Below are 24,569 nucleotides of genomic sequence, written 5' to 3' on the forward strand. Positions count from 1 at the left end.
CACCGCTGACCATCAGGGACAGGGTGGGTAGCGGTACCGGTCTTTGCCCGCGGCTACCTACTGAAGCAACTCGGTCCTGGAGTGTTTGCCCAGCTTCTGCAGGATGCGGGCGACGTGCGTCTCCACCGTGCGCGGCGACAGGAACAGCATCCCCGCGATCTCCCTGTTGGTGCGGCCGGTGGCCAGCAGCCGCGCGACGTCCTGCTCGCGGGGCGAGAGCGTGTCGCCGTAGCCCCGCCGCCCGCGGCGCACGACGACCCCGCGCTCGCGCAGGTGGTGGCGGCACCGCTCGGCGTCGTAGGTGGCGCCCAGGGCGGCGAAGACGTCGCCCAGCCCGGCGAGTCCCTCCACGGCCCCGCCGCACAGGATGAGCCGTTCCGCGGCCAGGGCGGCGTAGTAGGGCGCGGGCAGCTCTTCGTACAGCCGCCTGGCCTCCTCGAAGTGCGCCCGCGCCGCGGCCAGGTCGCCGCCGGCCTCGGCGAGCTGCCCGCCGGCCATCCGCACGGCCGCGGCGGCCAGGGGCGCGTGCCGCCCGGCGAGGCCGCGTTCGAGCTCGGCGAGGAGGGTACGCGCCTGTTCCGCCCGCCCGCTCTCCATCAGGACGTCGACCGCCACCGGGACCAGCTCGCCCGTCCAGGCCCACACGCCCTTGGTCCGCGCGACGTGCAGCCCCCGCTCGACGTCCGTGCCGGCCAGCTCCCGCTCGCCCCTGGCCAGGCGGGCCTTGGCGCGCGCGGCGAACGCGCTGAGCACGACGGGGATGATGGACTCCTGGGGTACGGCGATGCCGGTGCCGGCCAGCCAGCTCTCCGCCTGCTCCCACTCGCCCCGGGCGGTCGCCAGCCAGCCCAGCACCAGCGACAGCTCGCTGGCGACCGGCAGCAGGTCGCGGTACTCCTCCAGCAGCCGCAGCGTGCGCTCGTCCAGGCCCTCCCAGCGGCCGAGCATCCAGTCCAGCCGGGCCTGCGTGGCCTGCCCGGTGCTGGTCACGAACGTGGCGCCGACCCGCGCGGCCAGGTTCAGCCCGTCGCGCAGCAGGTGCCCGGCCTGCTCGTAGCGGCCGGTGCAGACGCAGGAGTCGGCGAGGTTGCAGCGCAGGCGGGCCAGATGCCGCTGGGCGCCGAGGCCGGAGGCCTGGTCCGGTACCCGCAGCGCGCCCGGGTCGCCGACGGTCACCAGGGACGGCAGGTAGTTGGCCAGGAGCGACATGCGCAGCTCCCCCTCGGGGACCCTCTTCAGCGCCACCTTCAGCCGCTGCGTCCAGGGGTGGAGCCGCGCCAGCGGCGTGGTGCCGAGGTAGGGCAGGGCGAGCGAGGCGATCCCCCTGGCGACCAGGTCGGGCCGGTCCTCCAGCTCGTCCACGGCCTGGGCGATCGCCGCACGGCCCTCGTCCAGCCCTTCGGCCTGGCGGATCAGCATCCAGCCGAGGAACAGCCGCACCTCCCCTCTCGCCGCGGCCGACAGGCGCGGGTCGTCCAGGAGCCGGGTGAGCGTGGTGGACGGGTCGCGCTGATCCAGGCCGGTGTGCGCGATCTCGCCGAGTTTGATGGCCAGCCGGTCGACGTCTCCGGCGGGCAACCCCGGGTCGTTGAGCAGGCGCTGGAGCAGGTGGGTGGCGGTGGCGATGTCCCCGACCCGGACGGCGGCGTCGGCCGCGGCCTCGCCGTAGCGCTGCGCGTCCTCGGCCAGGCCCGCATGACTGCTGTGGTCGGCCAGGCGGACCAGTGGCGGCGGGTCGAGGCGGCGCAGGACCTCGATCACCCGCAGGTGCAGGCGGCGGCGCTCGTATCCGGCCATGGTGGCGTAGACGGCCTGGCGGGCCAGGGCGTGGCGGTAGCCGTACACGCACCCGTCGATCTCGTGCAGGACTCCCCGGTCGAGTGCGGCGCCCAGCGCGCTCCGGCAGCGCTGGTCGTCGAGGCCGGACACCTCTCGCAGGTGCTCCAGCGTCGCGGGTGTGCCCAGGACCGCCACGGCCCGCACCAGCGCGATGGCGTCGCCGGACAGGCTCGCCAGCCGTTCGGCCATGGCCTCGCGCAGCAGCACGGGGACCTCGGCGTTCTCCAGCAGGCGGCGGGCGGCCGCGCCGTCCAGGGGGAGGCCGCCCGCCGAGGAGCGCACCGCGCGGAGCGTCTCCTCGATGACGAACGGCAGGCCGGCCGTGCGCTCGTACAGGCGCGTGGCGAAGTCCAGGGGGACGGAGCCGCCGAGGATGCAGGAGGCCAGGGTGCGGACGTGGCCCAGGGTCAGGGGGCGCAGCCGTACCACGATGCTGCCCGCGCGGGGCGGCGGACGGTAGGCGCGGCCCAGCGGCACGCCGCCCGCGACCTCCTCGCGCCGGTAGCTCAGCACGACGGCGAGGTTGGCCGGCGGGTTCGACAGCAGGAACGACAGCAGGTTGCGGGTGCCTTCGTCGCTCCAGTGCAGGTCCTCGATCAGCAGCAGCGCCGGTCCCGCGGCGCCGAGCACCTCGCGGACCGCGCGGAACAACCGGTGACGCTCGGCCTGGGGGTCGCCGGTGGGGGCCGGTGACTGCGGCAGGTGCTCCGACAGCTCGGGCAGCAGATCGCGCAGCATGCCGGTGACCGGGCTGAGGCGGGCGCGCTGGAAGGGGTGGGTGAAGCCGCGCAGGCCGTCCACGGCCTCCAGCACGGGACCGAACGGGAACGGCTCGCGCAGCGGCTGGCAGTAGCCCGTCAGGATCCGTAAGCTCGCGAGGTCCGGCTGGGCGATCAGCTCCCCGGCCAGGCGGCTCTTGCCGACCCCCGCCTCGCCCTCGATCATCGCCACCGCGGGCCGGGCCGACACGAGCGCGAGCAGGTCGCCCAGCTCCTGCTCCCGTCCGACGAGCACGGGCGACCTCGTCCGTATCCGCGTCACCGCCGACTGTCCCAAGGCTGCGGTCATGTCGTGTCCCGTTCACGTGCTCGGTTGGACAACGCCGGATAACAGGCCGTGAAATGCCGAGTTTAGGGGTTGGTGCCCGCCTGGGGAATGGCGCGTCGCGGACCCCTGCCGGCCCTTCTCCGCTTTCAGGCCCGGACGCCGAAGAGTTCGTCCTCCACGTGGTCGAGTGCCAGCCGTACCGCGCCCAGGGCGACGGACTCGGTGCCCAGCGTCGAGGCCTCCACCCGCAGCGGGAACAGGCAGATCCCGGCCAGTTCCGCACGCAGCGGCGCCGCCAGCAACTCGCCCGCGCCCGACATGCCCCCGCCCACCACCACCAGTTCGGGATCGACGGTGAGCACCGCGGCGCCGATGCCCTTGGCCAGGTCCTTGGCGAAGGCGCGGACGATCGTCGCGGCCTCCTCGTCACCCTGGCGGACGGCCTCGAAGACCCGTTCGGCGGCGCTCCTGGCGGAGCCTTCGCGCTCGGGGTCGTGGCCGGCGTAGGCCAGGAAACGGTCGAGCGCGGTGTACCAGCCGAAGGCGCGCATCACCCCGATCTCGCCGGCCGCGCCGTTGCGGCCCTGGTGGAGCTTGCCGCCGATGAGCAGGCCGGCCGCGATGCTCCTGCCGACCAGGATGCACAGCACGTCGTCGGCGCCCGCCGCCGCTCCGCGCCAGCGTTCGGCGACGGCCGCCAGGTTGGTGTCGTTGCCCACCAGGACGGGGCCGCCGGCCAGGCCGTCCAGGGCGGAGCGCAGGTCCATGCCCGTCCATGCGGGCAGCCGGTCGCTGAGCACGACCTTGCCCGCCGCGGGATCGACGACACCGGTCGTACCGACACCGAGCGCGCGCACGGACGAGACGCCCGCCGACCGCAGGGATCTGCGCACCACCGCCTTGGCCGCGGCGATCCTGGCGGCGGGGTCGGTGCCGGGGGTGACGGCCGATCTGCGGGTGTCGACGATCGTGCCCTTGAGGTCGGCGGTGACGGCCAGCACCTTGTGCGGGCCGATGTCGAGGCCGACGACATGCCCCGCCTCGGCCCTGAAGCGGTAGCGCTTGGCGGGACGGCCGACGGAGCGCGGGCCGCCCGGCGGGGGAACCACCTCCTCCACCAGGTCGGGCAGGCCCGCGAGCACGTCTTCCACCGTCGCCCTGGACACCGACGTCGTCTTGACGATCTGGGTCAGCGTGAGCTCCTCGGCGCCATGGAGAGCGCGCAACACGGCTGCCGCGTTGAGGCGGCGCAGCAGGGCTGGGTCCTGTCCGGTCAAGGTCACGATTTGATGGTAGGGCATTGTGAATTATTTGAAGACCTACTAAAAATATCCACCATGAAGAAGGCCATGGTCCTCACCGCTGCCGCACTGGCACTCGCCGCGTGTGCCCCAGCGGGCAGCCAACAGCCGGTGCCCAGCGGGAAGAAGGAGGTCACCTTCCTCACGTTCGAGACGCCCAACCTGACCCCGCAGTACTGGGACGCGGCGATCAAGCGGGTCACCGACAAGCATCCGGACATCGCGGTGAAGAAGCTGGTGGCGCCCAGCGCCGGCGAGCGCAACGCCTACGCCAAGCAACTCCTGGCCTCCGGGCAACTGCCCGACGTCATGCAGGCCATCGCGCCGAGCGGGTTCGCCGAGAGCGGCAACCTGTACGCCTGGAGCGACGAGGAGCTGAAAAACTACGACTTCCCCCGGTCGAACCCGCTGGGCGGGAAGATCTACCAGCTCCCCTACAACACCCAGCCGACGCCGCTGGTCTACTACAACAAGAAGCTGTTCGCCGAGGCCGGCGTCGGCGCGCCGCCCAAGACGTACGCCGACCTGCTCGACATCGCCGGCAAGCTCAAGGACAAGGGCGTCAACCCGTTCGTCGTGGGCGGCGGCGGCAAGGACGCCTTCGCGGCCGGCTACCTCTGGATGGCGCTCGTCGGCTCGGACGTCTACGCCCGGCAGCCCGACTTCCTGCTCAAGCGCCGGGCCGGGCAGGTGCGCTTCAGCGACCCGCTCTTCGTGAAGGCCACACGGAAGTTCGCCGACCTGGTCAAGCGGGGATACGTGGACAAGGCGGGGCTCAGCCGCGACTATCCCTCGACCGAGAGGGCGTTCCTGGACGGCAAGGGAGCCATGTACCCGATGGGTTCGTGGTTCGCCGCCTCCGCGGAGGCCAACAAGCCCGCCTTCGACGTCGGCGTCTTCGCCTGGCCGACCGACGACGGCAAGGTCGTGGTTCCCGCCTTCACCGGCGGCGGGCCGATCGTGAACGCCAGGTCCAAGAACCTCGAAGCGGCCAGGACCTTCGCGCTGGAGTTCAACCAGGACCCGGGCAACAACGCGGTGCTGGTCAAGACCGACGCCGCGATCATCGCCGTCAAGGGCTACCAGCCGCCGCCGATGGGCCCGGTCTACAACGCCACCCTCGACGTGCTCAGGTCCGGAACCGTCGTCAACGCCTTCACCGTCGAGACGGGCGACGACGCCCTGCTGCCCGGCGTCGGCGACAAGGTCTTCGCCCTCGCCCAGGAGATCATCGCGGGCGAGACCGACGGCGACACGGCGGCCAAGGTCCTGGACGAGGAGTGGGCCAAGGCGGGCGGCCGGTAGATGTTTCGCACCGCTCCCGCGGCCGCCCGCAAGGCGGCCGTCCCCTGGGACAGGCTGGCCTACCTGCTGAGCTTCGTCGCCCCGGGACTGCTGGTCTACGCCTGTTTCGTGCTGGCGCCGATCCTGCTCAGCCTCGGGTACAGCCTGACCAACGCCAACCTGTTCACTCCCACGGCCCGCTTCGTCGGCCTGGACAACTACCTGCGGCTGCTGACCGACTCGGGTTTCCTGACCTCGCTCAAGGTCACCACGATCCTCACGCTGATCATCGTGATCGTGCCGAACGTGGCCGGGGTCGGCGTCGCCGTCCTGCTGGACCGCAAGGGCCGGCTCTACAACGCGCTGCGCAGCGTGTTCTTCGTCCCCGTGGTGCTCAGCTCGGTGGTGGTCAGCGTCGTCTGGATGGCGATGTTGCAGGACGAGGGCCTGATCAACCGGCTGCTCGGCGCCCGGATCGGCTGGCTGTCGGATCCCGATCTGGCGTTGTACTCGATCGGAATGATCATCAGCTGGCAGATGCTCGGCTTCTGCTCGGTCGTCTACCTGGCCGCGCTCCAGGGCGTGCCGCAGTCGCTGCACGAGGCCGCCTCGATCGACGGGGCGAGCGCGTGGATCCGGTTCCGCAAGGTGACCTGGCCGCTGCTGGCACCCGCGCTGACCACCAACACGGTCATGCTGCTGATCACCGGATTCAAGGCCTACGACCACATCCAGGTGCTCACCGCGGGCGGTCCCGGCGTCGGCACCACCGCGACGGTGGCCTTCAACGTGATCCAGGTGGGCTTCACCGCCAACCGCACGGGCGAGTCGTCGGCCATGGCCGTCCTCATGCTGGTGATCATCACGATCGTCTCCGGCGTGGTGCTGCGGGTGCTCAACCGCCGGGAGGTGGACCTGTGATCCGCAAGGTGCTCGCGATCGGCGTGGCCGCCGCCTTCTTCCTGCCGCTGTATCTGGTGGTCGCCAACGTGTTCAAGCACGGCCCGGACATCACGGCCTCCCCCGCGGCGCCGCCGATCCCGCCCACGCTGGACAACCTCACCCAGGCCCTGACCCGCCCCGACGGCCTCTTCTGGAACGGCCTGATCAACAGCGTCACGGTGACGGTGCTGTCGATCGTGCTGCTGACGATCGTCTCCGCGATGCTCGGCCACTACGTCTGCCGCACCCGCTCGCGCTTCGCGCGGGTCATGCTGCTGGTCCTGCTGGCCGGGCTGATGATCCCGCCGCAGGTGATCCTGGTGCCGGTGACCCAGGTGCTCAACCTGACGCACCTGATGGGCACGATCAGCGGACTGGTGCTGTTCAACGTCGGCTACTACGTGCCGTTCGGCGTCTTCGTCTTCTCCGGCTTCATCCGGGCCATCCCGATCGAGCTGGAGCAGGCCGCCGCGATCGACGGCGCCGGCCGGTTCGGCACGTTCTGGCGGGTGGTCTTCCCCCTGCTGCGACCGGCCACCGCGAGCGTGCTGATCTTCCTGGGCGTGTGGATCTGGAACGACTTCCTCAACCCGCTGATCATCCTCGGCCCCGCCGGCGGCACCACCGTCACCGTCGGCGTCTACCGGGCGCTCGGCCAGTTCCAGCGGGACTACGGCGGCATGTTCGGCCTGATGATGCTCTCGGCGCTGCCCATCCTCATCTTCTACCTGCTGCTGCAAAAGCACTTCGTCAAGGGACTCACCGGGGGAGCGGTCAAAGGATGATCAACCTGAAGGACCATGCCGGGAAGCGGCTCGACCGGCCCGTCACGCTGGCCGTGGCCGGCGCGGGCGCCCGCGGGGCCGCCTACGCCGAACTGGCCGCGCGTCATCCGGACAAGGTGCGGGTGGTCGCCGTGGCCGAGCCGCGCGCCGCCGTCCGCGATCGATTCGGTGTACGGCACGCGCTCGAGCCCGACCGGATCTTCGACGACTGGCGGACGATGGCGGCCCAGGGCCGCGTCGCCGACGCGGTGATCATCGCCACCCTCGACGCCGACCACCTGGAGCCCACCGAGGTCTTCGCCGGGCAGGGCTACGACATCCTGCTGGAAAAGCCCATCGCCCCGGTCGAGGAGCAGGTCCTCGCGGTCGGCGAGGCGGCCACCAGGACGGGCGCCACGATCGCGGTCTGCCACGTCATGCGCTACACCCCGTACACCAGGACGTTGCGCGAGCTGCTCCCGCGGATCGGCGAGATCGTCAGCGTGGAGCACCTGGAACCGATCGGCTTCTACCACTTCGCGCACTCCTTCGTCCGCGGCAACTGGCGGCGTGCCGACGAGACGGCCTTCGCCCTGCTGGCCAAGTCCTGCCACGACATCGACTGGCTGACGGCCGTGGTGGGCCGCAAGGTCACCACGGTCTCCTCCTTCGGAGGGCTGAAGCACTTCACCGCGGCCAACCGGCCCGCCGGGGCGGCCGAGCGGTGCCTGGACTGCCCGCTGCGCGACAGCTGCGCGTACTCGGCGGTCACGCTCTACCGCGACGGGCTGCGGCACGGCGGGACCAAGCGGTACTTCACCCGGGTCATGTCCGGCGGGGTGCTCACCGAGGAGGCCGTCACCCGGGCGCTGGCCGAAGGGCCGTACGGCAGGTGCGTCTACGCCAGCGACAACGACGTCGTCGACCACCAGGTGGTCGGGATGGAGTTCGAGGGCGGCGCCACGGCCTCGTTCACGATGACGGCCTTCACGCCCCTCGAGAACCGCCACACCAAGATCTTCGGCACGCTCGGCCAGCTCACCGGCGACGGCCGGTTCATCCACGTCTACGACTTCGCGTCCGAACGGACCACCACGGTCGACACCTCACGCGGCGGATCCACCACCGCCGAGGGCCACGCGGGCGGCGACGAGTCACTCATCGAATCCTTCGTCACCGCCCTGCACGAGGGCCGCCCCGACCTGATCCTGTCCGGCATCCAGGAGAGCGTCGACAGCCACCGGGTCGTCTTCGCCGCCGAACGTGCCCGCCGCCTGGGGCGGCTCGAACACCTCTGATCCCCCAGCAAGGAGAAGTTCATGCGTCATCTTGGAAAGCTGGCCACCGCGGTACTGGCGGCCGGAGCGCTGCCCCTGATCATGACGGACGCCGCCGCGGCCGGCACCGGCCGCGGCGCGCCGGGCATCACCGCCGGCTACCTCGGCATCGAGCTCGACCGCGCCGGCACCGTGACCGGGCTGCGCGACACCAGAACCGGCACCGACTACCTGGCGGCGGGCAAGTCCGCCTCCCTGGTCAGCCTGGTGGTCGACGGCAGGCAGCTGCGGCCGACCCGGGTCCACCGGCGCGGGCACGACCGGCTGACCTTCAGAGGCGAGGGTTTCACGGTCGAGGTGAAGGTCGTGGCCAAGCCCGGCTACACCACCCTCACCGCGACCGACGTCCGCGCCGACGGAGACGTGCAGACCCTGCTGTGGGGCCCGCTGGCCACCTCCATCACGCGCACCGTCGGCGAGACCGTCGGCGTGGTCCGCGACGAGGCGTTCGCCGTGGGCCTGCGGCCGCTGGCCGACCGGACCGAGGGCGCCTGGCCGCAGGAGTACCAGGAGCTCGGCTGGGAGAGCGAGGTCGCCGGCAACCCCTCCGACCTGCAGGTCGCGCCGCACGAGGAGTGGAGCGCGGCGGGCAGGACCGGCTGGGGCTCGGTGCTGCGGGCCTTCACCTACGACTACACCAGGGAACGGCAGCGGCATAACCTCGGCGGCTACCCCATTCCCGTCGGCCCGCTGGCCGGCGACGAGGGGAAGGTGACCGGGTCGGAGATCGCGCTGTTCGGAGCCGCGCCGGAGCTCACCCCGACGGTCCTGGCGAACATCGCCAAGGGCGAGGGCCTGCCGTACCCCACGCAGAACGGTCAGTGGCAGAAGACGGCGCAGGCCAACAGCCAGTCCTTCCTCGTCCTGAGCGACCTGCGAACGCACAACGTCCAGGAGGCGGCCACGTACGCCAAGGCGGCGGGGATCGGCTACCTCTACTCGCTGCCCAACGCCGTGGGGCCGTGGAAAACGACCGGGCACTACCGGTTCGACGCGGGCATGGGCGGCTCCGACGAGGGCGCGAAGCGGACCGTGGATCTGGCCAAGGCCGAAGGCGTACGGCTCGGCGTCCACACCATCTCCGACTTCATCAGCCTCGATGACCGCTACGTCCAGCCCGCGCCCGCCGACAGCAGGCTCGCCTCCGGCCAGCGTGCCCGGCTGACCCGCCCGCTGGCGGCCGCCGACACCACGATGTACGTCGACTCCGGCGCGCCGTTCGCCCCCGGCCTGCACTTCAAGGCGCTGCGGATCGGCGATGAGCTCCTCACCTACGGCGAGGCGCGCCAGGACGGCGACGAGTGGGTCGTGAGCGGCCTGAAGCGAGCGCAGGCCGGCTCGCCGGCCGCCTCCCACGCCGCCGGGGACAAGGCCGCCAGGATGATCATGAACTCGTACGCGGGGGCCATCGGCGGCCTCGGCGTCATCGACGAGATCGCCACCCGCCTGGCCACGGCCTGGAACACCACCGGCATCATGTCCCACTCCTACGACGGCGTGGAGTCGGCCTCGGAGTCCGGATGGGGCAACTACGGCCAGGCCCGGCTGATCAACGGAAACTTCCGCCAGCTCAAGGCCAAGGACGGCTACATCACCGAGACCAGCCGCATGACCTCCAACACCTGGGACGCCCTCACCCGGGCGAGCTGGGGCGAGGTCGGCGTGACCAGCATGGACCAGGTCTTCGTCAACAACGCCTTCTACCGGGCCAACTTCCTGCCCGGCATGCTCGGCTGGATCAGCCTCAAGGGATCGGAGCCGCTGCTGAGCATCGAGAGCAAGCTGGCACGCGGCGCCGGGCTGAACGCGGGGGCCGGGTTCCAGACCTCGCTGTCCAGCCTCCGTTCCGGCGGCGAGAACGCCAGGAAGGTGCTCGACGCGATCAACCAATGGGAGACGGCGCGCAACCTCGGCGCCTTCACCGAGGAGCAGAAGACCCGCTTCCTCGACAAGAGCACCAACTGGCGCCTCTCGGTCGTCACCGCCGGCCAGAAGTGGTCGCTGCAGGAGCTCGACGCGTCGGGCCGGCCCATCGGGTCACCCCAGCAGGTCACCGTGCCGGCCCCGGCGCTGACCACCACCGCCCTGCCCGCCGCCACCCGCCACCGGCTCTACGCGGCGAGACTCACCACCAACACCCCCGCCACGATCAGGTACGAGCTCACCGGCGGCGCCCTGCCCGAGGGCCTGTCCCTCAACCAGGACACGGGCGGCATCATCGGCACTCCCCGGCACACCGGGAAGGCCACCTTCACCGTCACCGCCCACAGCACGGCAGGGCTTGCCCCCGCGAAGGCCACCTATGAACTGACCGTGCGCCGCTAGAGAGCGTCGTCGCGGTCACCCCGGAAAGGGCAACAGCGCGGGGCGCAAAGTCCCTGAAGTGCCGGGATCTGCGGGCTGACCGGCCTGTGGGTCGATCCGGACACCGGCGACTGGCACGGCCTGGCGCACAACGAGTTCACCCCGCGGCCGTTCGGCGACGGCCTGCGCTGCGACGCGATCGACTACGCCGTATCGGCCGACCAGGGCCGGGACGCGATCACTCAGCGGCCACCCACCAGCCACCCGCGTACCCGACCTCCGTGGTCAGTACATCTAGACGAGGCCGGCGACGGCCGCGACGACCTGGTCCACCTCCTGCTCGGTGTTGTAGTAGTGCGGCGACAGGCGCAGGCACCAGTCGACGTCCTTGTCGCCGAAGTCGAACTGCGCGAAGTGGCGGAAGCTGAGCGCCGAGTTGATACGGCGCGCGTCCAGGGCCGCCTTGAAGGGCTCCGGCCGCCAACCGCCGACGGCGAAGGTGACCAGGGCGCCCAATCGCCGGCCGTGGTCCAGCACCCGGACCCCGGGCAGCTCGGCGAGCCTGTCGCGCAGGTTCGCGGCCAGGGCCGGGGTACGGCGGGCGATGGCGTCCATGCCGACCTCGCGGGCGTACCGTGCGGCGGCGGCGCAGCCGAGGACGGCGGCATAGGGGAACTCCCAGTCCTCGAACCTGGCCGCCGTCTCGACGGGCCGGTAGCGGCCCGGCTCGACCCAGCGCGCGCCGTACATGTCGATGAACAGCGGCTCGTAGCCCGCGCGCAGCACCCGGTCGGACACGTACAGGAAGCCCGAGCCGCGCGGACCGCGCAGGAACTTGCGGCAGGTGGCGGTGAGCAGGTCGCAGCCGATCTCCGCGACGTCGATCGGGTACTGGCCGACGGACTGGCAGGCGTCGACCAGGTACAGCAGGTCCAGTTCGCGGCAGTGCCGGCCGATGTCGGCGACCGGCTGGACCAGGCCGGAGTTGGTGGGGATGTGGGTGGCGGCCACGAGCCGCGGGCGGTGCCGGCGCATCAGCGCGGCCATCGCCGCCACGTCCACCCCGCCTTCGGGCAGGTCGGGCGCGTGCACGACCCGCACGCCGAACCTCTTGGCCAAGGACAGGAAGGCGATCTGGTTGGAGATGAAGTCGTTGCGGGTGGTGAGGATGACGTCACCGGCCTCGAACGGGATCGCCGACAGGGCGGTGGAGAACGCGTGGGTGGCGCTACCGGCGAAGGCGATGTTCTCAGGAGCGCAGTTGATCAATGCGGCGGTCTCGGTGTAGAACTCGCGGACCTGGCCGGCGCGGGCGGCCGAGGCCTCGTAGCCGCCGATGTTCGCCTCCAGCCGCAGGTGGTCGAGCATCACGGCCAGCACGGGCGCGGCCAGCAGGCCGCAACCGGCGTTGTTGAAGTGCACGACGTCGGCGGCACCGGGGGTGTCCGCGCGCAGGGCCGTCACGTCCAGAAGCGATTCTGCCGGAACGCTGGAAGCGCTACTATTGTCTCTCATGTCAGACAGTAGCAGTTCGGCGGAGTTGGCGGCCAGCATGCGCGCGATGATCGACCGGCTGTCGCCGGGCGACCGTCTGCCCAGCAGCCGGGAGCTGATCCAGCTCCACCGGGTCGGCCCCGCCACCGTGTCGCAGGCGATCGCCACGCTCGCCGCCGAGGGCGTGGTGATCACCCGTCCGGGCAGCGGCACGTACGTGGCGGCACGCCTCCAGCGGCGCGCCGCCGTGACCGACACCGCCTGGCAGACCGTCACCCTCGCCGACCGGAGCGTGGACACCCGCGTCCTCACCGACGCCCTCGGCGCGCCACCCGAGGGGACGATCATGCTGGACGGCGGCTACCTGCATCGATCGCTGCGGCCCGGCAAGATCCTGACCGCGGCGCTGGCCCGGGCGGCCCGCCGCCCCGACGCCTGGGACCGCGCGCCCGCCGCCGGCCTGGCGGCGCTGCGCAGCGTGTTCGCCACCATGGCCGGTGACGGCGTGAGCGCGGACGACGTCCTGGTCACCTCCGGCGGGCAGAGCGCCCTGTCCATGGCGTTCCGCGCCATCGCCGCGCCGGGCGACCCCATCCTGATGGAGTCGCCCACCTATCCGGGGGCGATCGCCGCCGCCAGGGCGGCGGGCCTGCGCCCGGTGCCGGTGCCCATGGACGCCGACGGCCTGCAGCCCGGCCTCCTGGCCGACGCCTTCGCCATGACCCGCGCCCGCCTGCTGTACTGCCAGCCGACCTACCACAACCCCACCGGCACCGTGCTGGCCCCCCAACGCCGGCGGCAGATCATCGACGCGGCCAGGACGGCGGGCGCGTTCGTGATCGAGGACGACTTCGCTCGTCACCTCGGCCACGGCACGCCGGTACCGCCGCCCCTGCTGGCCGACGACCGCGACGGCACCGTGATCTACCTGACCTCGCTCACCAAACCGGCGGCGCCGAGCCTGCGCATCGGCGCCCTGGTCGCCCGAGGCCCGGTGATGGAACGCCTGCGCGCCATCCGCCTGGTCGATGACTTCTTCGTCACCCGCCCGCTGCAGGAAACGGCGCTCGAACTCCTCAGCTCTCCCACGTGGGAACGGCACCTCCGTTCGCTGGCCGCGGCGCTGCGGGAGCGGTGCGCGGCGCTGGCGGCCGCCGTCACGCGCGACCTTCCCGGCTGGAGCCTCACCCGTGTCGCCACGGGCGGGCTCCATCTGTGGGTCGGCCTGCCGTACGGCACCGACGACACCGTGATCGCCGCTGCGGCCCGTCAGCACGGCGTCGCCGTCAGCGCCGGCAGCCGCTACTTCGCCACCGAACTCCCGGCGGCCTACCTGCGCCTCGGCTTCGCCGCCACCGCCGACCAGGCCGAACTGACCGAAGCCGTACAGCGGCTCGCGGTGATCCACCCCGGGCCCGCTTGACCACTCAGCCGCGGTGGCCCCTGGGGATGAATGCCCACGGCCACGGTCTTGATGGTCACCACGCGGTTGTAGCCGGTGCGGACAAGGTCGAGCCGTGATCAGGTGTTGATCTCCAGGACCCAGGCCGAGACGTGATCGGGGCCGTGGGTGTAGATCAGGCGGAAGGTGTCGGTGCGGAGCTCGAGCGCGTCCGGGATGCCGCCGTACGGCGTAGCGCCGAGCGGTTCGGGGTCCTCGATCAGATCGAGCAGGGTGTCCGCGATGACCGCACGCAGGCCGAGCGCGGCCCGACGCAGGATGTCGCGGACGGGAAGGTCGACGTGGAGGAGACGCTTCAAGAGCGCTCGCCGGGGGCGGGCAGGCCGAGGTCGGCGTACAGGGCGGCCCTGCTGTCGTAGGTCACCATCTCGCGCTCGCCGCGGCCGTGCGCGGCGATCGCCTCGGCGACGTGGCCGGCCTCCAGCTCACGGCGGGCGCGCAGCAGTTCCTCATAGTCGTCTTCGGAGATCAGGACGGCCCGCTCCGTCGTGGACCGGCGGATGGTGGTGGGCTGGTGGCCGTGCACGGCTCGCGCCACCAGCGTGCCGAGCTGACTTCGGGCTTCGGCGATGCCCATCGGGTCGGTGGTGGCCATGGTGACTCTCCTGCGGATTCCTCTGCCCGGGTGGCTCCTGCGGTTCCACCGTACGGCAAAGTGTCCATGCTGCACAGCTTGCTCAACATGTACAAGGTGAGTTCAGTCCCTGCCGACGGCGGCCGCCATCTGCAAGGTGCCGTCGCTCAGGTTGCGGGTCCTGAGCGGGCGGACGGGCGCGCCGCCTGAGGGCAGGAGGTTGAGCCGGACCTCGTCCACCAGCCCCTCTTCCACGAACGCGGCGTACGTCTCGGCGCCCCCCGCGAGGAGCGCCGTGTCATGCCCGAGGGCTTCGAGGTGGCGCAGCGCCTCGGCCGGGGAAGCGGCCACGTGCGCCCCCTCAAGGTCCTGCCGCTGCCTCGACAGCACGACGACGTCGACGCCGGCGAGCTCCGGCGGCAGTGCCATGAGGGAGAAGGTCCCCCGGCCCATGACGAGGTTGCCCGTCTCCCGGGCGGTGGTCAGGAAATCCATGAGGATGGCGGGCGGAATGCGGTGGCCGTCTTCGGCGCGGTGAAGACGGCCATCGGGGCTGATCGACGTGTAAAGGATCGTCCTCATGAGAGGGACCCTACTCTAGTTGGAGAGAACTTCCAACTATCTGGATCGACCGCCAGGCCAGCTCCGGCAGCACGGCCCGCGCCCAGGCGAGATCGCCCTCGCCGGTGGCCAGCATCCGCCGGCACGCGTCGTGGCTCGGCCCGAGCAGTACCGTCTGCAGCTGCTCCGGCGTCCACTCCGGCAGCTCCCCCGGCCCGGCGACCTGTGCCAGCCGCGCCATGACCGGCGCCAGCAACCGCTGTTTCGCGTCGGCGAGCTCCGCGGCACGATCCGCCGCCAGCTCCAGCGCCATGGCCTGATACATGAAACGGGCCTCCACCCGGTTCCCCTCCACCCACGCCAGGTGCGCGTTGACCAGGGCGCGAACCGCGTCGCGCGCGGTGGCCGAGGCGAGGACGTCCTTCTCCAGGTGAGCGCCGGCCCGTTCGAACGTCCGGATCAGCAGCGCCAGCGTCAGCTCGCCGAAACCGCCGAACAGGTGGTAGACGCTTGACGGGCTCGCCCCGGCGGCACGGCGGATGTCCTCGATCCCCGTGGCCAGCAGGCCCTGCCGGTCGAAGCACTGCAACGCGGCATCCAGAATCTCGTTGCGCCGCTGGATCCCGTCACGCCTGGCCGCCCTCATCCTGCCGAGATTACCCGGAGCGCCGGGGCTTCACGCTGGGTGCCCGCTCGCCACCACCGCCCGGACCGGCGCACGACCTTCCCGCGCACGAGATCCATCGGCCGAGCCGGCGCGGAGAACCCGCGGAACCAGGTCATCCGCCCTCCCTGATCCGCGCCACTCCGACGAGATCGTCCGGGGTCGCGTCGGGGACCCGGTCGTCGAACCGGGCGAGCACCTTGGTCCTGAGCGCTCCGGCCACCAGCACCGCGATGGACAAGCCGAAGATGACGTAGATCAGCGCGACGCCGCGGCCAGGACCGGTGCCGAGCACCGTGCCCACGGTGGACGCCAGCGCTCCCCCGGGCAGCATGAGCGGTTCGAGCGCCCGCTCCGCGAACGGCGTCAGCACGCCCACCCCGAGCGGGATCGTGGACCAGGCGACCATCTGGTTGAGGGCGAACACCCGGCCGTGGTAGCGCTGGGGCACCTTCACCTGGACGATGGTCGCGTACACGCCGTTGACCAGGGCCAGTCCGAGCGACACCCCGAACGCGCCGATGCCGATCAGCACGAGCGACCGGGTCAGGCCGACGATCACGCAGGACGCCGCGATCACCAGGGTGAGCAGCAGCATGCCGGTCATCCGCCTGCGCCGCGGGCCACCCCACAGGCTCATGCACAGGCCGCCGGCCGCCGCGCCCGCACCGCCGCACAGCGCCACCGTGCCGACCTCGGGCAAACCGGCGAAGGAGAGGACGAGCGGCGAGTAGAGCATGAAGACCGGCGACAGCACGACCGCCAGCAGCGCGAAGAACGTCACCATCGCCCGGAAGTCCCGGTTGCCGATCGACAGCCGGAAACCGGCCTTGATCTCGGCGCCGACCGTCTCCCTGCGCCGGTGCGCGAGCGTGGCGGGGAAGCGCATCAGCACCAGGACGGTCGCCGCCACCAGGTATCCCACGATGTCGGCGATCAGGATGCCGCCCAGGCCGATCACCGACATCAGTCCCACGGCCATCAGCGGGGCGACGAACTGGGCCACACCCGCCGTCATCTGCGCCACGCCGTTGGCGTGGCCGAGGTAGCGCTTGGGCACGAGCTGGGGAATCGCCGAGGAGTACGCGACCCGCTGAAAGGCCAGCGCCACGGACAGAAGCGTGAGCAGCGGATACAGGGTCCAGGTGTCGAGCCCGCCGGTGAACAGCAGGATCGCGGCCGCCGACTGGATGGCGAGCCCGGCCAGGCTGGCCGCGAGCATCACCGCCCGCCTGCTCGACCGGTCGACGATGGCGCCGACCAGCGGTGCGGCCAGCACACCCGGGATCACGGCGAGCACGGTCATCAGCGCCATCTGGGCCAGTCGCCCCGTGGTGAGGTAGATCCAGATGGGGATGGCGAACTCGGTGATCGTCGCACCCGTGATCGTCGCCATCTGCCCGAGCGCCACGGCCAGGAACCGCCGCACGCTCGGCTCGGGCCCCGCGTCCGGGGCCCGCACGCCGCCGGAGACGGAGGCGGAGCTGGAGGAAACGCTCCACCCCGCGCCGCCGTCGCCGGGGGCGAGCGGCTCGCGGGACACGATCGCCGCCAGCTCATCCGCCCGATATTTCAGGAAATAGTGACCGGCTTCCTCGATCACCGCCAGCGTGGTGTTCCCGGTCAGGAAGTGCCACTCGCGGTAGCGCTCCTCGTAGTACTCCGTCGTCGGGTCCTGCTCGCCCACGATCGACACGATGGGCGCGCGCAGCCGCGACGGGACGTTCGCCTGCAGCAGGCCGGTGAAGTACTCCTCGGCCTGCCGTGCGTCGTGCCGCATGTTGCGCACGATGAACGCCCGCTGCTCCTCGTCGAGATCGCCCAGGTCGGCCCCCATCGAGGTCAGCCAGTTGAGCTGTTCGCGGTCGCTGCGCCACCGGCCGCCGCCGGTGACCTTGGCCCACAGGCCCAGCAGCCCGCGCGTCGGCCTGGCGAAAGGGAAGATCCCGCCCAGATACACGGTCTCGACCTGGCGACCGGCCCGCTCCAGCAGGAGAGCGATCTCCACGGTCAGCGCGCCACCGACCCCGCAGTGCCCGTACAGCGAAAGCGGCCCGTCCACCTTCTCCAGGATCTCCGCCGCGCACTCGGCCGCCACCTGCGCCAGCGGCCGGGGCTCCTCCTCCAGGCCCAGGTCATGGCCGGGCACGGCCACCGAGTACAGCGCCGTGCCACGCGGCAGGGCGCCGGCCAGAGGTTGGTAGACCACCGCGCTGCCCCCGCCGTACGGGACACAGACGAGGGTGCGCGTGGCGGGCCCGGGCGGGGTGAGCAGATAGAGCAGCCCGCGCCGCGCGGACGGCGCGGCGGCCACCTCGGCCAGCCTCCGCACAGTGGGGTGCTGGAACAGGTCCATCACGCTGACCGGCGCGCACTCCTCCGGCAGGTCGCGGCGGAGCCTGGCGATGACGCGGGTGGCCAGCAGGGAGTGCCCGCCCAGGTCGAAGAAGTCGTCGAGCGCGCCGACCCGGGACAGCCCGAGCACCTCGGCCATCGCCGCCGCGATCGTCTCCTCCACGGGTCCCGACGGCGGCTCGAAGGCCACGCCCTGTTCGGGGCGCTCGCCTTCCGGCTCGGGCAGCGCGGCCCGGTCGACCTTGCCGTGGGACTTCAGCGGCAGCCGGTCCAGCCAGACGTAGCGCGTGGGGATCATGTACTCGGGCAGCGCGGTCGCGAGCTCGCGGCGCAGCTCGCCGACCGGGACGGCCTGGCCGTCGGCCACCAGGTAGGCGACCAGTTCCTTGGATCCGGCCGCGCCGCGGGCGTCGGCCACCGCGTACGCCACGCCGGGCAGTTTCCGCAACGCCTCGTCGATCTCGCCCAGTTCGACCCGGTAGCCGCGGATCTTCACCTGCAGATCGCGGCGGCCGAGGAACTCCAGGTCGCCGCTGGGCAGCCAGCGGGCCAGATCGCCGGTGCGGTAGAGGCGCTCGCCACGGACGGTCACGAACGCCTGGGCGGTCAGGTCGGGCCGGCCGAGGTACTCGCGGGCCAGCCGATCGCCGCCCACGCACAGCTCGCCGGCCACGCCGATCGGCACCGGGCGCATGCCGGCGTCGAGCACGTACACGCGGGCGTGGCCCAGCGGGCGGCCGATGGGCGTGACCGGGCCGCGTACCTCGTCGTCGGGGGTGACGGTGTAGGTGGTGACGCCCACGGTGGTCTCGGTGGGGCCGTAATGGTTGACGATCTCGCACCGGCCCAGCGCCGCGAGTTCCTTGGTCTGCTGCCAGCTCGACCCCTCGCCGCCGAAGATGAGGGTACGGCGGGGCAGCAGCCGTTCCGGCGCCACTTCGGCGGCCAGCGCGCCGAAGTGGGAGGGCGTCATCTTGAGGTAGTCCAGCCCGTGGTCGGCGAACTCGGTGCCGGAGATCCGCGACGGGTAGAGCTCCACGGTCCCGCCGGTCATGAGCGCCAGGTAGAAGACCGTGATCCCGAAGTCGAACGAGAGCGACTGCAGCAGCCCGAACCGGGCCCCGTCCACGACGCCGAAGCGTTCGCGCACGTCGGACAGGTAGTTGAGGACCTGCTGGTGCTGGACGGCCACGCCCTTGGGCCGCCCGGTGGACCCGGAGGTGTAGATGACGTACGCCAGGTCGGCCGGTCCGGCCGGCGCCCCGACCGGCCCGGCTCCGGCCGCGGGAACGTCGAGCACCGGGCCGTCGAATCCGCCCACCCGGCGGTCGGACACCAGCGCCGCCGCGCCCGAGTCCGCCAGCAGGTACGCCAGCCGGTCGGCGGGCTGTTCGGGATCGACGGGCACGTAGGCGGCACCTGCCTTGAGCACGCCCAGCACGGCCACGGCCAGTTCAGGTGACTGCTCCAGGCAGATCGCCACCCGGTCCTGCCCGCCCACACCGCTGTCCCTGAGCATCATGGCGAGCCGGTTGGCCCGGCCGTCCAGCTCGGCGTAGGTCAGCGTGCGCTCGCCCTGGACGACGGCCGGGGCCGAAGGGCACGCGGCGGCGGTCGCCTCGACCATCCCGTGCAGCGTGCGCGCCGGCGGGGGCACCGGCTCGGCCCTGCTCCACGCGTCGAGCAGGGCACGTTCCCCGGGCCCGGCGAGTTCGAGCTCCGACAGCCGTAACCCGGGATCGCCGGCCACCTGGCGCAGCAGGTTGACGAAGTGGCCGCAGAAGCGCTCGGCGGTGGCGTGGTCGAAGAGGTCGCTGCTGTAGACGAGGAAGAGCCGTAACCCGCCGGCGCCGGGCGACGCCTCCAGCGTCAGGTCGAACTTGGCGCGGGCGGTCCCGGGGTCGTAGGGCTCGGCCGTCACGCCGTCGAGTCCGAGCACGCCCGTCGTCTCGGCGCCCATCACGAGCTCGGCCTGGAACAGCGGTGTGCGGCTCAGGTCCCGGCGCACGTCCAGCGCCTCGACCAGCCGGTCGAAGGGCACGTCCGCGGCCATGAACGACTCCATCGCGGTGCCGCGCACCCGGCGCATGAGCTCGCGGAACGTGGGGTCGCCCGACAGATCGGTCCGCACCACCACGGTGTTGAGGAAGAAGCCGATCACCGGCTCCAGTTCCTCGCTGTCGCGGGTGGAGATCGGCGTGCCCACACACACATCGTGCTGGCCGCTGTAGCGGGACAGTTGCGCCTGGAAGGCGGCCATCAAGGTCATGAACAGCGTGCACCGCTCCCGCCTGGCCAGCAGCCCGATCCGCTCGCTCAGCCCGGCGGGCAGGGTGGTGACCACGCGGCCGCCCGCCGTGGTCTTGACCAGCGGGCGCGGCCGGTCCGCCGGCAGTTCCAGGTCCGGCGCTCCGGTGAGGCGGGCGACGAGAGTGGCGGGCGGCGTGGTGTCCTTCTCACGCTGCTCGCGCGCGTGGGCCGCGTACTGCGGGGCGGGCGGGCCCAGAGGCTCACCGTTGTAGCAGCGGCTGATCTCGCCCAGCAGGATGCCCAGCGACCAGCCGTCGGCGGCGATGTGGTGCAGCACGACGACCAGGATGTGCTCGCGCGCTCCGAGCCGGATCAGGCAGGCCCGGAGCGGCTGATCCTCCACCAGGTCGAACGGCCGCCCGGTCCATTCGGTCACCAGGCGCGCGGCACGTTCCTCCACGCCGGCGCCCTCCAGGTCGGCCCTGGCCAGCGTTACGCGCGGGTGCGGGTCGACGATCGCGACGGGCCGTCCGTCCTCGTCGGCGTAGCGGGTGCGCAGCACCTCGTGCCTGGCCGCGACCGTGACGAGCGCGCGTTCGAGCGCGCCTGCGTCGACCGTCCCGTGCAGGCGTTCGGTGACGAACATGTTGTACGAGGCGCTGCCCGGGTCGAGCTGGCTCAGGAACCACAACCGCTCCTGCCCGGACGACAGCACCTGAGCACGGCCGGCGACCGCGTGGTCGGTGGTCATGGCGATACCTCCAAGACGCGTGAAGACATTGGATGTATAGCGGAAAAGGGGGCATCGACCGGCCGGCCTTCGGACGGGGAGCGGCCTTACTGGAAAGAATCTTTCCAATTAAACCCACGCCAGTTTCGCACGTCCGCTATTCCTGCCGCAAGTCGCCATAATCGCGGATCCCGGAGCCTCCGCAACCCCATAGCACCAGCGCACGGGGCGACAAGTTAACAAACTTTACTATTATGGAAGCCCTTACCTTGTGTCGATTTTCGGGTCAATACATCGGATCTCTTGAGGCGGAGACGCGTGGTAGTGCTGCCCCTACCCCCTGGGTACCGCCAGCATGATCGTCTCGGGGCGGCCCGCTCCCTACGCTCATGGCCAGAGCAAGGACAAGGGGGCAGAGATGGACGTGAACAACGCGCCGGTGGCCGTCGGCCTGAGCGGCGTACGCAAGATCTACGGGCACGGGGACAGCGGGGTGACCGCGCTCGACGGCGTCACCCTGGGCTTTCGCAAGGGGACGTTCACCGCGGTGATGGGACCGTCGGGCTCGGGCAAGAGCACGTTGCTGCACTGCGCGGCGGGGCTGGACCGGCCGACGGAAGGATCGGTCACCCTTGACGGCACCGACTTGACCACTCTGTCGGAACGTGCGCTGACCGGCCTGCGGCGCGAGCGGATCGGCTTCGTCTTCCAGGCGTTCAACCTTTTACCGGCGCTGAACGTGACGGAGAACATCACGCTGCCGCTGCGGCTCGCGGGCAGGAAGGCCGACGGGGCGCTGGTCGCCGAGGTGGTACGCCGGGTCGGGCTCGCGGACCGGGTGGGCCACCGGCCCGCCGAACTGTCCGGCGGTCAGCAGCAGCGGGTGGCGATCGCGCGGGCGCTGGTCACCAGGCCCGCGGTGATCTTCGCCGACGAGCCCACCGGCGCCCTCGACACCAGGACCGCGCGGGAAGTGCTTGACCTGCTGCGCTCGGCCGTCGACCACAGCGGCCAGAGCATCATCATGGTCACCCACGACCCGGTGGCGGCCTCGTACGCCGACCAGGTCGTGTTCCTGGCCGACGGCAGGCTCGCCGGCTCGCTGGCCCGGCCGACCGCCGACGCGGTGGCCGACCGGCTCACCCACCTCGGCGCGTGGGCCGCCGGGAACGCCGTGGCGGGGGGACGCTGATGTTCGGGATCGCTCTGCGCTCGCTGCGTCACCGCCGGGGCGCCTTCGTCGGAACGTTCGTCGCCATGTTCTTCGGCGCGGTCATCGTGTTCGCGACCGGGGCGCTGATGGAGACCGGGGTGCGTGCCACGGCGCCGTTGCAGCGCCTGGCCGCCGCCGACATCCACGTCGTCGCCGGGAAGACCCTGGAGCTGCCGGGCGGCGGCGACGAGGCGGAGACGGCGCTCCTGCCCGAGCGGGTACGGGTCGAGCGCGAGCTCGCCGACCGGATCCGTGACCTGCCCGGGGTCGGCGCCGCCGTACCGGATGTCAGTGTTCCCGTCTCGCTGCGGGGCAGGCAGGTCAGCGGGCACGACTGGGCGAGCAGCGTGCTCGCCCCGTACACGCTCGCCGACGGCTCGGCGCCGACGCCGGGACAGGTCGTCCTCGGCAGCGGGTACGGCGTGCGGACGGGTGACTCGGTGGACCTCGTGGCCCGGGGGGAGGAGGGCCGGTACCAGGTCAGTGGCACGGTCGCCGGCGACGGCGTCTACTTCGCCACCGCCGACGTGACGCGGCTGTCGGGCACCGGCGGGGCCGACCTGATCGGCGTCGTCGCGGCCCCGGGCGCCGACGTCGCCGAGCTGTCGCGCCGGGTGGCGGAGGTGGTCAAGGGGACGGACGCGGTCCTGCTGACCGGGAACGAGCGCGGCGTCTCGGAGTTCCCCGAGGTCGCGGCGGCGGGGACCATGCTGGTCATCCTCGCCGGCGTCACCGGCGGGCTCACCGTTCCCGTGGCGGTGTTCGTCATCGCCTCCACGCTCGTGCTGTCCATTCAGCAGCGCGAGCGGGAGATGGCGCTCCTGCGCACGATCGGCACCACGCCGGGCCAGCTGCGCGCCATGGTGCTGGGCGAGTCGACGCTGCTGGCAGCGGTCGCGTCGGCGCTGGGGTGCCTGCCCGGCGTCCTGCTCGCGAAGTGGCTGCTGAGCCTGATGGCGGGCGCCGGCATGACGCCGCCGCAGCTGACCTACCAGCAGGGCGTGCTGCCGGTCCTCGTCGCGGTCGGGGTCGGCCTGCTCAGCGCGGCCGGCGCGGCACTGATCGCCGCCCACCGGGCGGCCCGGATCCGGCCCACCCAGGCGCTGGCGGAGGCGGCGATCCAGCGGCGCTGGCTGACCCGGCCGCGGGCGATCCTGGCGTCGCTGACGTTCGCGGGCGGCATCGTGCTCATGGTCGCGACCGTGACCGTGTTCGAGGGGCCGGTCGCGGCGGCCACGGCCGGTCCGACCTCGATGGTGTGGGCGATCGGGCTCGCGCTCATCGCGCCGGGCGTGACCACGGTGTGCGTACGCCTGCTGCGCCGGCCGCTGGGGCTGGTCTCCGGTGAGCCGGGCAGGCTGGCGATGATCAATGCCGGGGCGTACACGGTCAAGGTGGCCGCGGCGGCGACGCCGATCATGCTCGCCACCGGGATCGCCACCGCCAACATCTTCCTGCAGAGCACGATGACCGACGCGGCGCAGCTGGCGTACACCGAGAATCTGCGCGCGGACGCCGTGCTGACGGCGACGGCGGGCGGGATCTCCCCTGCCGTGGCCGAACGGGTCCGTGCGGTGCCCGGGGTGAGCGCGGTGTCCGAGGTCGTGTCGTCGTCGGTGTTCGTCATGGATCCGGCCGACGGATCCGACGAGGGCAGGCCGGTCCAGGGTGTCAGCGCGGACGGGGTGAGCCAGACGACGGGGTACACGGTGACCGGAGGATCGTTGTCCGCCCTCACCGGCGACACCGTGGCGCTGCCGTCCCCGCTGGCGCGGCGCTGGGGCGTGGGCGTGGGTGACACGGTCAAGCTGCGGCTGGGCGACGGGTCCCCCCTGGCGGCGAAGGTGGTCGCGACCGTCTCCGCCCGGCCGGGGTTCGAGACGCTGCTCATGCCGGTGCGCACGCTGGCCCCGCACACGTCCGCGGGGCTGCCGACGCAGCTCCTGGTGCGGTCCGCTGACACGGGGGCGCTGCGGGACTTCGCGGCCGGCCGTCACGACGTCGTCCTGGGCGACCGTACGGCACAGCTGCGCTCCTTCCATGACCAGGCGGCGCTCGGGGCGTGGGTGAACTACGCGCTGGTCGGGATGATCGCCGCGTACACCGTGATCGCGGTGGTGAACACCCAGGTCATGGCCACGCTCGCGCGGCGGCGCGAGTTCGGCCTGCAACGCCTGACCGGCTCGACCCGCGGGCAGGTGATGCGCATGGTCCTGGTCGAGGGCGCGCTGGTGGCGATCATCGGCGTCCTCCTGGGCGGAATCGCCGCCGCCACCACGCTGGTGCCGTTCAGCCTGGTGGTGAAGGGGACGCCGCTGCCGTCCGGCTCTCCCCTGACGTTCGTGTCGATCGTCGCGGCGGCGGCGGCGCTCGCCCTGGTGTCCATGCTGGTCCCCGCCTGGCGGAGCACGCGGCGCCCGCCCATCGAGGCGGTGGCGACCGAGTGAG

At 71.9% G+C, this 24,569-nt stretch carries 16 protein-coding genes; 8 read left to right on the top strand and 8 right to left on the bottom strand.

Annotated elements, in window-relative coordinates; translation table 11 throughout:
* Positions 1-57: 57 nt before the first annotated feature.
* Positions 58-2,853, bottom strand: coding sequence for an AAA family ATPase (locus ACIBI5_RS35435; RefSeq protein ID WP_397253170.1), 2,796 nt, complete (start codon positions 2,851-2,853; stop codon positions 58-60).
* Positions 2,854-3,032: 179 nt separating this feature from the next.
* The gene (locus ACIBI5_RS35440; protein WP_397253172.1) at positions 3,033-4,169 is read right to left on the bottom strand and encodes an ROK family protein; all 1,137 of its coding nucleotides are present in this window, start codon (positions 4,167-4,169) and stop codon (positions 3,033-3,035) included.
* Positions 4,170-4,223: 54 nt separating this feature from the next.
* On the opposite strand from ACIBI5_RS35440, the gene ACIBI5_RS35445 reads away from it, so the two are divergent.
* From ACIBI5_RS35445 to ACIBI5_RS35465, 5 genes are read left to right on the top strand one after another with little or no spacing between them, the layout of a single operon-like run.
* Positions 4,224-5,492: an ABC transporter substrate-binding protein gene (locus tag ACIBI5_RS35445; protein WP_397253174.1), complete on the top strand. Its 1,269-nt coding sequence runs from the start codon at positions 4,224-4,226 to the stop codon at positions 5,490-5,492.
* Entirely contained in the window at positions 5,493-6,392 is a 900-nt protein-coding gene (locus ACIBI5_RS35450) for a carbohydrate ABC transporter permease (protein WP_397253176.1), read from the top strand. It begins immediately after the preceding gene.
* Positions 6,389-7,198: a carbohydrate ABC transporter permease gene (locus ACIBI5_RS35455; protein WP_397253178.1), complete on the top strand. Its 810-nt coding sequence runs from the start codon at positions 6,389-6,391 to the stop codon at positions 7,196-7,198. The genes ACIBI5_RS35450 and ACIBI5_RS35455 overlap by 4 nt, the downstream gene beginning before the upstream one ends.
* Positions 7,195-8,475, top strand: coding sequence for a Gfo/Idh/MocA family protein (locus ACIBI5_RS35460; protein WP_397253180.1), 1,281 nt, complete (start codon positions 7,195-7,197; stop codon positions 8,473-8,475). The genes ACIBI5_RS35455 and ACIBI5_RS35460 overlap by 4 nt, the downstream gene beginning before the upstream one ends.
* 21 nt (positions 8,476-8,496) lie before the next feature.
* Positions 8,497-10,839, top strand: coding sequence for an Ig domain-containing protein (locus ACIBI5_RS35465; RefSeq protein ID WP_397253182.1), 2,343 nt, complete (start codon positions 8,497-8,499; stop codon positions 10,837-10,839).
* A 273-nt stretch (positions 10,840-11,112) separates the two neighbouring features.
* On the opposite strand, the gene ACIBI5_RS35470 is transcribed toward ACIBI5_RS35465, so the two are convergent.
* Positions 11,113-12,282 carry an aminotransferase class V-fold PLP-dependent enzyme gene (locus ACIBI5_RS35470; RefSeq protein WP_397253184.1) on the bottom strand — a complete coding sequence of 390 codons (1,170 nt, stop codon included), beginning with the start codon at positions 12,280-12,282 and terminating at the stop codon, positions 11,113-11,115.
* Positions 12,283-12,331: 49 nt separating this feature from the next.
* Between ACIBI5_RS35470 and ACIBI5_RS35475 the strand changes: the two genes are divergently transcribed.
* A complete protein-coding gene (locus ACIBI5_RS35475) occupies positions 12,332-13,735 on the top strand; it encodes a PLP-dependent aminotransferase family protein (protein WP_397253186.1) in 1,404 nt (467 codons plus the stop codon).
* A gap of 98 nt (positions 13,736-13,833) precedes the next feature.
* On the opposite strand, the gene ACIBI5_RS35480 is transcribed toward ACIBI5_RS35475, so the two are convergent.
* The 5 genes from ACIBI5_RS35480 to ACIBI5_RS35500 all read right to left on the bottom strand — a co-directional run bounded on the left by ACIBI5_RS35480 (position 13,834) and on the right by ACIBI5_RS35500 (position 20,929).
* On the bottom strand, positions 13,834-14,073 hold the full coding sequence (locus tag ACIBI5_RS35480) for a hypothetical protein (protein WP_397253188.1): 240 nt from the start codon (positions 14,071-14,073) through the stop codon (positions 13,834-13,836).
* Positions 14,070-14,369: a type II toxin-antitoxin system Phd/YefM family antitoxin gene (locus ACIBI5_RS35485; RefSeq protein WP_397253190.1), complete on the bottom strand. Its 300-nt coding sequence runs from the start codon at positions 14,367-14,369 to the stop codon at positions 14,070-14,072. Before ACIBI5_RS35485 ends, ACIBI5_RS35480 begins: the two co-directional genes overlap by 4 nt.
* Before the next feature lie 102 nt (positions 14,370-14,471).
* Positions 14,472-14,930 (bottom strand): dihydrofolate reductase family protein, encoded by a 459-nt coding sequence (locus tag ACIBI5_RS35490; protein WP_397253192.1) that lies wholly within the window; start codon positions 14,928-14,930, stop codon positions 14,472-14,474.
* Positions 14,931-14,940: 10 nt separating this feature from the next.
* Complete coding sequence (locus ACIBI5_RS35495) at positions 14,941-15,555, bottom strand: TetR/AcrR family transcriptional regulator (protein WP_397253194.1); 615 nt, start codon at positions 15,553-15,555, stop codon at positions 14,941-14,943.
* A 133-nt stretch (positions 15,556-15,688) separates the two neighbouring features.
* Positions 15,689-20,929 carry an amino acid adenylation domain-containing protein gene (locus tag ACIBI5_RS35500; protein WP_397253196.1) on the bottom strand — a complete coding sequence of 1,747 codons (5,241 nt, stop codon included), beginning with the start codon at positions 20,927-20,929 and terminating at the stop codon, positions 15,689-15,691.
* A 397-nt stretch (positions 20,930-21,326) separates the two neighbouring features.
* On the opposite strand from ACIBI5_RS35500, the gene ACIBI5_RS35505 reads away from it, so the two are divergent.
* Together ACIBI5_RS35505 and ACIBI5_RS35510 are read left to right on the top strand one after the other, a co-directional pair.
* Positions 21,327-22,100: an ABC transporter ATP-binding protein gene (locus tag ACIBI5_RS35505; protein WP_397253198.1), complete on the top strand. Its 774-nt coding sequence runs from the start codon at positions 21,327-21,329 to the stop codon at positions 22,098-22,100.
* Positions 22,100-24,568 carry an FtsX-like permease family protein gene (locus tag ACIBI5_RS35510; protein ID WP_397253200.1) on the top strand — a complete coding sequence of 823 codons (2,469 nt, stop codon included), beginning with the start codon at positions 22,100-22,102 and terminating at the stop codon, positions 24,566-24,568. The genes ACIBI5_RS35505 and ACIBI5_RS35510 overlap by 1 nt, the downstream gene beginning before the upstream one ends.
* Position 24,569: the final 1 nt, after the last annotated feature.

The sequence above is a fragment of the Nonomuraea sp. NPDC050540 genome (genome assembly GCF_044457485.1).
Taxonomy (GTDB): domain Bacteria; phylum Actinomycetota; class Actinomycetes; order Streptosporangiales; family Streptosporangiaceae; genus Nonomuraea.